Genomic DNA, 11,150 nt, shown 5'->3' with positions numbered 1-11,150 from the left:
CGCGGGCCGGCGGCGGGAGCCGGCGTGCCGGGAAGGGCCGCGTCGGGAAGGGCCGCCTCGGGGAGAGCCGCCTCGGCGAAGGGCTTTTCGGGGGCGGGCGTTTCGGGGGCGGGAGCAGGCCCGCCGGCGCGGCGGCGCGGCGCGGGTTTCGCGGCGGACACGGGCTCCGGCGCCGGGAGGAGGGGCGAGGCCGCCGGGGGGCCCGGTTTCGCGCGGCGGGCGCGGGGCGGGTCGGCGGAGGCGTCCGGGCTGCGGCGGGCCATGGTCAGCCCCCGCCGGAGCCGCGCCGGAACCCGCGCGGGGCGAGGCGGCGATAGGCCTCGACCAGCCGGCCCGCCTCGTGCTCCCAGGCGAAACGCGTCTCCACCCGGCGGCGGCCGATGGCGCCCATGCGCGCGCGCAGGGCCGGGTCGCGCAGCAGGGTGAGCATGCAGGTGGCGAAATCGCGCGCGTCGTCGGGCCGGGCGTAGAGCGCGGCATCGCCGGCGCTCACCCGCCCCTCGGTCACCTCGAACTGCACGATGGGCCGCGACAGGGCCATGTACTCGAGGATCTTGTTCATGGTCGAGAGATCGTTCATCGGCGTCACCCGGTCGGGGTTCACGCACAGATCGGCGGTGGAGAGCATCTCGAAGAGATCCGCATCCGGCAGCCGGCCGGGGAAGGTCACATGGCCCGAGAGGCCCAGCTCGCGCGCCAGCGCCTCGAGCGCCGGGCGCTCCGGCCCGTCACCGGCGAGGCAGAACTGCACGTCGCGCCGGCCCCGGTCGAACACCAGGTGGCGCGCCGCCTCCAGCAGCAGGTCGAGCCCCTCCTGCGCGCCCATCACCCCGACATAGCCCACGAGGTGGCGCCGGCCCGCCTTCCAGCGCGGGTCGGGCGGCATCGGGCGCACCCGGGCGAGATCGGGGCCCGAGCGCACCACCACTACCTGGCCCGGGCCCTTGCGGCCGCGGGTGCGCGCGATGCGCCGGTAGCTCTCGTTGGTCGAGATCACCATGTCGGCGGAGGCGAAGCTCAGCCGCTCCGCGAGGCTCAGCCCCCGGCGCGCCAGCCGGTGCAGCCAGCGCGCCAGCCGGCCCCGGGGCGCGGGGAATTTCGCGTCGAACAGCTCCGGCGACAGGTCGTGATGGTCGAACACATAGGCCCGCCCCAGCAGCCGGAAGGGCAGGGCGACGAGGCAGATCAGGTCCGGCGGGTTGCAGCCCTGCAGCGTGTCGAACCCCTCGGTGCGGAACACCCGCCAGGCCAGCCGCCACTGCCAGAACAGCGCCTCGGCATATTCGCGCGCATAGCCCGCCGGCCCCCGCGCCTGGGTGAGCGGGTGGCGGTGCACGTGGATGCCCTCGAGGCATTCGTAGCGCGCCTGCGCCCCGGGCCCGAGCGGGCAGATCACCGAGACCACCGCCCCCGCCGCCTGCAGGGTGCGCGCCTCCAGCCAGACCCGCCGGTCGAAGGGCACCGGCAGGTTCTCCACGATGATCAGCACCCGCCGGCCGCTCAGCAGCCCCGGCGTGACCCCGGCAAACCCGCCCAGCACGCCGGGAGCCGGCGGCAGGGGAAGTACCTGCGCGAGGAGGGGCTCCGGGGCGGGCTCCGGAACCGGGCCCCCGGCCCGTTCCGCGGCACCCCTCCGCAGCACGGCGGCCTCGGGCCGGATGTCCGCAAGCGGGTTCCGGGGCTGCGGGGCGGGCGCGTCCTCGCCGGGCGCGCGCCCCTCCGGGGCAGGCCGGGCCCGCGCAGGGGTCTCCGGCGCCGACGACGCGGCCCGGCCTCCGGGCGTGCCGTCCGAAGACCGCGGGGCGGGGCGTGCCGCCGGGCCGCCTTCCGGCACGGCCGGAGCAGACCGCGCCGACGGAGGGCTTTCCGCCTCCCGCGGGGCGGGCGGCGCTACCAGGGGGCCGTCCTGCTCCTGCGGGAGGTTTTCCTGCGCCTGCGGAATGTTTTCGTGCTCCTGCGGAGCAAGCTGCCCCTCCGGGAGGTTTTTTCGCTGCTCCGCAGCGGGCTGCCCCTCCGGGAGTCCTTTCAGCTGCTCCGCAGCGAGCCGCCCCTCCGGGAGGCTTTTTCGCTGCTCCGCAGCGAGCCGCCCCTCCGGGGCGAGGCCGAGGCCGAGCCCGAGCCCGAGCCCGATCCCGAGCTCGGGGTCCGGCCCGAACGCCGGCCCCGGCCCTGCCTCCTCCCCGGGAACCGGAGCCGAGAGACCCGCCGGCAGACCCGGCGGCAGCAGCGCCTGCGCCGGGCGGAACCGCGCCGGGGCCTCGGCAAATCCCGCCGGGCCCGCGGCCGGGACCGGGCGGGCCGGCGTGTCGGCCCCCTTGCCCGGAGCCTTTCCGGCAAGCGGGGCCGGGCCGCGCGCCGCCTCGCCGCGCTCGGGGAAACAGGCGGGCCGCTCGGGAAAGCCGGCCGGCCGCGCCGGGGCCCCTTCCGGCCGCTCCGGGGCGCGGGAGGGACGGGCAGGCGCGGGAGGGCGGCGGTCCTGGCTCATGCGAGCACTCCGATGTCGAGGATGCGGGGCGGGGGGGCGAGGAAGCTCAGCTCCTCGATCGTCGCATTGGCCGCGATCACCAGGTCGAAGCCGCCCGCCTCCGCCACCTGCCGGCTCACCAGCAGGTCCGACAGCCGCGGCAGGCTGGCGAAGGCATGGCCCAGGTTCGCCCCCACCAGCTTGCCCGCGTCCAGCGCCGGGTCGTAGACCGCGAGGCGGAACCCCGCCGCCAGCAGCTTGCGCGCCATGTCCACGTTCGGGCTCTCGCGCAGATCATCCGTGCCGGGCTTGAAGGCGAGCCCGACCAGCAGCACCGAGGCGCCGGCGGGCAGCGTGCGCACCGCCCGCTCGTAGAGCTCGTGCTTGTGCACCTCGTTGGAGCGCAGCAGCGCGTCGACCACATGGGTGTTGGCCCCGCAATCGGCGGCGATGTGCTGCAGGGCGCGCACGTCCTTGGGCAGGCAGGAGCCGCCGAAGGCCCCGCCCGGGCGCAGGTAGGCCGGCGAGATGTTCAGCCGCGTGTCGGAGACGAAGATCTCGTGCACCTGTTTCGCATCGAGCCCGAGGCGCAGGCAGAGCCGGCCGATCTCGTTGGCGAAGGCCACCTTCGCGGCATGCCAGGTGTTGTCGACGAACTTGGTGAACTCCGCCTCGCGGAAGCGGCAGCGGAACACCGGCGCCTCGATGCCGGCATAGAGCGCCTCGAGCGCCACCGAGCCGTGCCCGGCCTCGGTGCCGATGACGATGCGCGGGGGGGCGAAGTAATCGGCCACCGCGGTCGCCTCGCGCAGGAACTCGGGGTTGGAGACCAGCTCCAGCGCCGCCATGTGCGCGGGCGGGAGCCGGCTCGCGAGCACCGGGCGCACCAGCTCCTCGATCGAGCCCGGCCGCAGGGTGGAGCGATAGGCGAGGGTGAGGGCGCGCGGGGGCGCGAGGCTCAGCGCCTCGCCGATCTGCCGGGTGACCTCGGCGATGAAGCGCATGTCCTGCGCGCCGTCCGGCCCCGAGGGGGTGCCCACGCAGATCATCGCGATATCGGCGCCCTCCAGCGCCTCGGCGGCGGAGCCGGCCACGGTGAAGCGGCCCTCGGCCCGGGCAGTGTCGAACAGCGCCTGCACGCCGGGCTCGGAGATCGGGGCCTGGCCCGCGGCGATGGCGGCGCGCTTGGCGGCGTTCGCGTCCATCCCCGCCACATGGTGGCCCTGCGAGGCAATGCAGCAGGCGGTGGTGAAGCCCACATAGCCCAGCCCGAACACCGCCACGCGCATCGCATCCTCCCGCAAGCCACAGGGACCGGACCCCCGCCCGTCCAGGAGAAAGCAATGCAATGTTATGAATAACGGAGTCTTAACGTCACCGGCCGGTTAACCCGGCCGGGCGGGGGCTCAGCCCTTTCGCGCCCGCTCGGTGAGCATGGCCAGCACCCCGGCATGCAGCTCCTCGTGCAGCGCCTCCGAGACGCCGGGGCCCGCGAGCTTCAGCGTGATCTCGCCATGCCCGCGGCTGATGGTGAGCCGCACCCCGGGGCGGATCTCGGTGCTGCCGGTCTCCACCGGCTTTTCCGGCCGGGGGTGTTTCGCGCGCGAAACATCGCCGCGCAGGGCGGCCTGCAGCAGGGCCAGCTCGGCCTCCGCCGTCTCGGGCTCCGCGGCGGCGAGCCGGGCGCGCAGGGCGGGGCCGCGGCCCTCGCGCAGCGCCTCGACCAGTGCGAGGCCAAGCCGCTCGGGAATGCGGGCGGGAAAGCGCAGCACGTCGCCCAGGCCCCGGTGCAGCGCGAGGAAGGAGCCGATCTTCGAGCGCTTCGCCCGGCTCGCCGCGCCGAAGAGCCCGCGCAGCGCCGCACCCTCGTCCGCGAACACCCCGAGATCGACCGTGGCCGCCACCACCCGGGCGCGCTCGTAATGGCTGAGCCCGACGCGGATCTCGTTCTCCTCGACCATGGCGAGATAGGCCTCAGCCGCGGTCTCCGGGCGACGGACGATGGCGCGGATGGTGGCGAAGCGCTCCTCGCCGGTCTCGGCCAGGAGATGGCTCAGCGCGTGGTAGCGCCGCCAGCCGGAGATCAGGCCGTAGGGGCGCGCGCCTTCGGTGGCGGTCACCTCGACGGGGGTGCGCTGGCCATGGGCGCGCAGGCTCTCGATCAGGGTCTGCATCTCCTCGGCATCGACCTCGATCCGGTCGCGCGAGAGATGCCCGGGCGCGATGTCGGCGAGCGGCAGGGCGACGATCAGCCTGCCCTCGGCGCGGGCCTGCTCGAGGCCGCGGGTGAGCTCGGTGAGGGCGGCCTCGGTGGCGGCCTCGGAGGCGACGGAGGCGATGGGCGGCATGCCGGGCAGGCCGGCGGGCCGGGCGCGCGGGCCCTCCTCGCGCGGGGCGGGGCTGGCGGGGGTGAGGCGGCGTCGGGCCATCAGCTTGTCTCCTCCCTGTCGCGCAGCTCGCGGGCCCAGGAGCCGATCAGCAGCCGCTTGAACTCGGCATAGGTGGCATCGAAGGTCTCGCGGCCGCGGATGTAGGTCTCGCGGTTGAAGTCACGGTAATCGGCCTCGTAGATGCCGTTCACCTGCTCGCCGGCCTGGCCGACGAGGGCGGTGTAGTCCTGGCGGACATGGCTCATGTAGGGGCCCATGTAGGATTGCATCAGGCTGGCGAGCTCGGCCTGCTGGCCGGCGTCGTAGCGGGTGACGATGGTGCGCACCGCGTCCCATTCGAAATGCAGCTCCGGCAGGCCGAGGGCGCGGGCGGCGCGGTTCTCCCCCTCCTCGATCGAGGCGAAGGTGGCATGCAGCATGTCGAAGAAGCGCGAGGTGCTGTCGAACTCGAGGAAGCTCGCCCCGAGCGGCACCAGCAGGATGTCGGCGGCCGAGAGCCCGTTGATGGTGAGGTAGCCAAGGGCGGGCGGCGTGTCGAGCAGCACGATGTCGTAGCGCTCCAGCACTCCGTCGGCGGCGAGGCTCTCCGAGAGCGCGTCCCACAGCTTCCAGCCGCGCAGCGCGAGGCGCCAGACCGGGATCTGGAACTCCGCCCAGTAGAGGTTGAGCTGGGCGCCGATGAGGTCGATGTTGGGCCAGTGGGTTTTCGCGATGAGCTGGTCGGCGCGCACCTTCAGCGCCTCGGTGAGCATGTCGTCGAAGGGGGCGGGCGTTTCGCCGCGGCTCACCCGGGCGCGGTTCTCGGCCTGGAGACCTTCCGCGTAGTTGCGGGCGAGGAGGGGGAAGACGGTCTGCCACTCGCTCTCGACGCGGCCGCCGAAGATCGAGGTCATCGAGCCCTGGCTGTCGAGGTCGATGACGAGGACGCGGTAGCCGTCGAGGGCGGCGGACATGGCGAGATGGGCGGCCGTCGAGGTCTTGCCGACGCCGCCCTTGAAGTTCGCCACCGCCACGACCTTGGCCGGCAGGCCCTCCGGGCGCCAGGGCTTGTACTCCTTCGCGCGCCGGCCCTCGCGGGCGAAGAACTCGCGCAGGGTGAGCACCTCCTCGAGGGTGAACCAGCGGGTGCCGGCCTCGGTCTCGCTCACGCCCTGGGGCAGCTCGGGATGGGCCTTCAGGACCCGGCGGAAATGCGGGGTGGCGACGGGGATGAGATAGCGGGTCACCTCCCAGGTGGAGAAGCGGCGCAGGCTCTTCTCGCCCTCGGGCGAATGGCCGCGGCGCATGAGGTCGAGCCGACCCTCGGAGGCGGCCTCCGCGGCCTCGGCGAAGCCTGCGGTTCCCACCGGATCGCCGAGAGCCTTCAGCGCCTCCGCGGGGGGGATGTTGAAATAGGGCGGCAGGTGGGATTCGGCCTTGGGGGGCATGGGTGCGCCTCTGACATGCTCGATTTCGAGTTATGTACCACGAAAATGCGCATCTGTATCGAAAAATCGCACATTCCAGGTATTTTCTAAGCATTTCAGCGCTTTGCCAGGGGCGCAAAACCGGGGTCGGAGGGGGTGTGGAAAAAAGCCGGAGTGTTATTCGGGTGTTATATTAAGTGTTACGGGCGCGGGGCAAATTTGCAAGGTATTGAAGAGGCAAGGGAAATCCGGCCCGGAAGGGGTGTGGGCGATTCCGGAACCACGCTGGAGAGAGTCCAGAACCACGCACAGGCGATTCCGGAACCACGGAAGCCGCGCTTGTCAGCCGGGCGGGGGCGGTCTAGGCTCGGTGTCACTGAAACCACGATAATCGGGACCCGGGAAAACCGGGCCCGGACACGCGACCCGACGAGCAGAGCCGGCGCCGCAGAGCAGCCGGAACCAGGCAAAGACACGAACAGATCTGCCGGCCCCGGGGGCCGGGCGTGACCCCCCGGGGCGCGCCGTTCCGGGCAGCACGGCGGGCGGAACAGAGGCAGTCATGGGTGAACCCGCAACCGGCGGGGCAGGGGGGCATACCCCCCGCCGCCCCCGGTCTTCCGGCCCCCCGAAAACCGCGCCGAAACCGGCGTCGCAATCGGCGTCGAAACCCACGGCCAGGCGCTCGGGCCCGGCCGCGCCGCCACCCGTGGCGGGGGCGGATTTCTTCGTCTGCGACGTGGTCGACGTCATCCCCAAGGACGACATGGCGAGCATGGAGCACCCGGTGTTCTCGCTCTCCACCCGCCCCGACCGGCGGGTGCTGAAATACGTCCATGGCGAGACGATGGTCGAGATCACCCCCAGCGTGAAGGGGCTGGCGACCATCCATGACAAGGACATCCTGATCTACTGCATCAGCCAGCTGATCGCGGCGCAGAACCGGGGCGAGCCGATCGCGCGCGAGGTGCACATGAAGGCGCATGATCTGCTGGTGGCGACCAACCGCGAGACCTCGGGCGACGGCTACCGGCGGCTGCGCGAGGCCTTCGAGCGGCTCTCGGGCACGCGGATCGTGACCAACATCGAGACCGGCGGCACCGAGACCACGCACGGGTTCGGGCTGATCGACGCCTGGGCGATCGTGCGGCGCACGCGCTCGGGGCGGATGGTGAATGTCACGGTCACGCTGTCGGACTGGCTCTACCGCGCGGTGCTGACGAAATCGGTGCTGACGCTGCACCGGGATTACTTCCGGCTGCGCAAGCCGCTGGAGCGGCGGGTGTACGAGCTGGCGCGCAAGCATTGCGGGCGGCAGCGCGAATGGCGGGTGGGGCTGGAGGTGTTGCTGAAGAAATCCGGCTCGGCCAGCCCGCGGCGGGTGTTCCGGCGCATGGTGCGCGACATGGCCGAGGAGGATCATCTGCCCGATTACGCGCTGGCGCTGGGGGAGGATGACCTGGTGTCCTTCCGCCCCCGCCGCCCCGGCCTGTCGGGCCGGGCGGAGGAGAGCGGCGGCCCGCTGCTCTCGGCCGGCATCCACGACGAGGCGCGCGCGGTGGCACCGGGGTTCGACCCGCACTGGCTGGAGCAGGAGTGGCGCGACATGTGGGTGGCGCGCGGCCGCCCGGCGCTGCGCAGCCCGGACCGGGCCTATCTCGCCTTCTGCCGTACCCGGGCCGCGGCCGGGAAGGCCTGAGAGCGCCCGGCGTCTCCCTTTTGCCCGGGCGACCAGCCCGGGCCGCGCCCGACCCTCCCCCCGGGAGGGCGCGATGGCGATGTCATCCGCCACACAGCCCGCGTCCGGAGCTTTCACGATAAACCGCTGACCACGCGCGTTGGTGCGCCCACCCAGGGTCAGGCGCGGCCCTTCCCGCCTGGCGGAGGCGCTGCAAAGTCAGGCCGTGCCGCAGGCACCAGGCACCGGGCACCGGACAGGAGAGTTGTGCGGTGCGCGCCGGCGTGGCAGGATGGCGGTGTTTTTCGATACGTAGTCTTATTTTTTGTACAGAGGTGACAGGGTGACGGTATTTTCGTCAGGGCCCTCATGGTGAGGGTCGTCAACTTCGCCGTCCGCTACAGTGCCAATGTCGGTGATGGCCTGATCGCGGAATGTCTTTCCCACGCAATGACGCGCCTCGCCCCGGGGCTGGAGATGGTCTCGGTCGACCTGGCCGGGCGCAGCCGCTATGGCGAGACCACGGTGCGCGGCCGGGGCTGGAAGCTGCGGGTGCTGAACGCGCTGCCGGGGCCCTTGCGCGCCCGGGCGGTGGAGCTGGTGCTGGGCCGGTTTCTCGAGCGGGCCACCCCGGGCTGGCGCGCCGCGCTGGAGGGGGCGGATCTCGCGGTGTTCGGCGGCGGGCAGATCTTCTCGGATGCCGACCTCAACTTCCCCCTCAAGATCGCCCGGGCGGCGGAGCTGAGCGCCGCGGCGGGCGTGCCCACGGCGGTGTTCGCCGCCGGGGTGGCGCGCAACTGGTCGCCGCGCGGCGCGGCACTGTTCGGGCGGATGCTGGAGGGGCGGCTGTGCCATGTCGCGCTGCGCGACGGTTTCTCCCGCGAGGCCTGGGTGGCGCAGACCGGCGGGGCCGGGCCGCAGGCGCAGCTCTGCCGCGACCCCGGGCTGCTGGCCGCCGCCTGTTACGGGCGGCCCGAGGCCGGGCCCGAGCATGGCACTGAGCCGGGGCCGGTGGGCATCTGCATCACCGACCCCGCGCTGCTCGCCTATCATTCGGACATGGCGGTGGCCGGCGGCGGGCGGGCGGATGCGTTTCTCGCCGCCACGGCGCTGGCGCTGGTGGCGCGCGGCCAGCGGGTGCGGCTGTTCTGCAACGGGGCGGCGGAGGACCGTGCCACGCTGGCCCGGCTCGCCGCGCATCCCGAGATCGCGGCCCGGGCCTCGGAGGGCTGGCTCGACGTGGCGCCGCCGCCCGAGACCCCGACCGCGCTCGCCCGCACCATCGCGCCGCTGCGCGCGGTGCTCGCGCACCGGCTGCATGCCACGATCGTGGCGCATGCCTATGGCATCCCCGCGGTGGGGCTGAGCTGGGACCGCAAGCTGGTGAGCTTCTTCGCCTCCGTCGGCCGCGAGGCCTATGCCGTGCAGGAGACCGGCGGCGGCACCGGCCCGCAGGACCTCGCCGATCTCGTGCTGCGCGCCATCGCCGAGGGCATCGACCCGCAGGCCCATGCCGCCCATCTCGCCGAAACCTGGGAGGGGGTGGCGGCGCTGCTCGCCGCCGCGGGCCTCGCCGGGCAGCCCGGCCGGCCGGAACTGCGCGTGGTCTCCGGGGGCGGGGCATGAGCGGGGCGGGCCGGGGGGCACGCATCGTCATCCTGAACGATTTCTCCCGCGCCCGGGGCGGGGCGACGGGGCTGGCGCTGCTCTCGGCGCGCCTGCTGGCCGAGCGCGGGCGCGAGGTGGTCTACCTGTGCGGCGACGCGGGCGAGAACCCCGAGCTTGCCGCAGCCGGCGTGACCCTGCGCGGCGCGGGCGGCCGCCACGTGATGGCGCGCGGCCGGGCCGCGGCGCTCATGGGCGGGCTCTACAATGCCGGGGCGGCACGTTTCGTGCGCGACTGGATCGCCGCCGAGGGCCGGCCGGACGACGTGTATCACCTGCACGGCTGGTCGAAGATCCTCTCTCCGGCGGTGTTCTCCGCCCTCGCGCCGGTGCGCGGGCGGCTGGTGGTGCATGCGCATGACTTCTTCCTCGCCTGCCCCAACGGCGGCTACTGGAACTACCCGCGCGCCGAGGCCTGTGCCCTCACCCCGCTCTCGGCCGCCTGCCTCGCGAGCCGCTGCGACAAGCGCAACCAGGCGCAGAAGCTCTGGCGCGTGGCCCGGGCGGCGCTGCGCCGGGCGCTGTTCTCCTTCGACGAGACCGGGCCGGAGGTGCTGATGATCCACCCCGCCATGGCGCCGCTGCTGGTGCGCGGCGGGCTGCCCGCCTCCCGGCTCACGGTGCTGCGCAACCCGGTGACACCCTTCCGCCCGCCGCGGGTGGCGGCGGAGGCCGGGCGCTACCTGCTCTTTGCCGGGCGGCTCGACCCGGAGAAGGGCGGGCTCGCGCTCGCCCGGGCCGCCGCCCGCGCCGGGGTGCCGCTGCGCGTGGCGGGCGAGGGCCCGGAGGAGGCCGCGATCCGCGCCGCCTGCCCCGGCGTGGAGATGCTGGGCTGGAAGAGCCGCGAGGAGATCGGGGTGCTGGCCGCCGGGGCCCGGGCGCTGGTGATGCCCTCGCTCTACCCCGAGCCCTTCGGGCTGGTGGCGGTGGAGGCGCTCGGCTGCGGCCTGCCGGTGGTGGCGGCGAAGACCGCCTTCCTCGCCGGCGAGATCGTGGCGGCAGGCGCCGGGCTTGCGGTCGACGTGGCTGACGAGGCGGGCTTTGCCGCCGCCCTCGCCGGCCTGATGCAGGACGATGCCGCCGTGGCGCGGATGAGCCGCAACGCCGTGGCCGTGGCCCCCTCGCTGGGCCTCACCCCGGAAGCCTGGTGCGACGGGCTGGAAGCCGCCTGCGCCCGCGCTGCCGCAGGCACGGGGGATTGGAATGGTGCTTCCGGCACGGGGAAATGGGGCGGTGCCTCCGGAATGGGGGAAGAGGACCCCGGCCGCGCGGGGGGCCGTGCCGCGGAGGGAGGCCGCGCCGCAGGCACTGGCCGTGTCGCGGGCACCGGCTGAGATGGCGGCGGGCGGCCCTTTCGCTGGCCGGGGCGCAGGGCGCCCGGCTTCCCCCTTCCGCCCGGGCGACCAGCCCGGGCCGCGCCCGACCCTCCCCCCGGGAGGGCGCGATGGCGATGCCGGTTGCCGCTCAGCCCGCGTCCGGAGCTTTCACGATAAACCGCCGACCACGGGCGTGGGTGCGCCCACCCGGGGTCGGGCGCGGCCCTTCGC

The 11,150-nt window shown here is 73.8% G+C and carries 7 protein-coding genes; 3 read left to right on the top strand and 4 right to left on the bottom strand.

Annotated features, from left to right (window positions below):
• Positions 1 to 265 precede the first annotated feature (265 nt).
• The 4 genes from D3P35_RS26820 to D3P35_RS20580 form a co-directional block, all read right to left on the bottom strand.
• Positions 266 to 1,540 (bottom strand): glycosyltransferase family 4 protein, encoded by a 1,275-nt coding sequence (locus D3P35_RS26820; RefSeq protein WP_118137386.1) that lies wholly within the window; start codon positions 1,538 to 1,540, stop codon positions 266 to 268.
• Positions 1,541 to 2,481: 941 nt separating this feature from the next.
• Positions 2,482 to 3,753, bottom strand: coding sequence for a nucleotide sugar dehydrogenase (locus D3P35_RS20590; RefSeq protein ID WP_118137384.1), 1,272 nt, complete (start codon positions 3,751 to 3,753; stop codon positions 2,482 to 2,484).
• A gap of 117 nt (positions 3,754 to 3,870) precedes the next feature.
• Entirely contained in the window at positions 3,871 to 4,893 is a 1,023-nt protein-coding gene (locus D3P35_RS20585) for a ParB N-terminal domain-containing protein (RefSeq protein ID WP_118137382.1), read from the bottom strand.
• Positions 4,893 to 6,281 (bottom strand): AAA family ATPase, encoded by a 1,389-nt coding sequence (locus D3P35_RS20580; RefSeq protein ID WP_118137380.1) that lies wholly within the window; start codon positions 6,279 to 6,281, stop codon positions 4,893 to 4,895. The genes D3P35_RS20585 and D3P35_RS20580 overlap by 1 nt, the downstream gene beginning before the upstream one ends.
• A gap of 688 nt (positions 6,282 to 6,969) precedes the next feature.
• Here D3P35_RS20580 and D3P35_RS20575 point away from each other — a divergent pair.
• The 3 genes from D3P35_RS20575 (at position 6,970) to D3P35_RS20565 (ending at position 10,937) form a co-directional block, all read left to right on the top strand.
• Complete coding sequence (locus D3P35_RS20575; protein WP_232830579.1) at positions 6,970 to 7,959, top strand: replication initiator protein A; 990 nt, start codon at positions 6,970 to 6,972, stop codon at positions 7,957 to 7,959.
• A 348-nt stretch (positions 7,960 to 8,307) separates the two neighbouring features.
• Complete coding sequence (locus D3P35_RS20570) at positions 8,308 to 9,564, top strand: polysaccharide pyruvyl transferase family protein (protein ID WP_118137376.1); 1,257 nt, start codon at positions 8,308 to 8,310, stop codon at positions 9,562 to 9,564.
• Complete coding sequence (locus D3P35_RS20565; protein WP_118137374.1) at positions 9,561 to 10,937, top strand: glycosyltransferase family 4 protein; 1,377 nt, start codon at positions 9,561 to 9,563, stop codon at positions 10,935 to 10,937. Before D3P35_RS20570 ends, D3P35_RS20565 begins: the two co-directional genes overlap by 4 nt.
• The last annotated feature ends 213 nt before the right edge of the window (positions 10,938 to 11,150 follow it).

This window comes from Oceanicella sp. SM1341 (genome assembly GCF_003448965.1).
GTDB lineage: Bacteria > Pseudomonadota > Alphaproteobacteria > Rhodobacterales > Rhodobacteraceae > Paroceanicella.
This window is presented reverse-complemented; position numbering and strand designations above follow the sequence as displayed.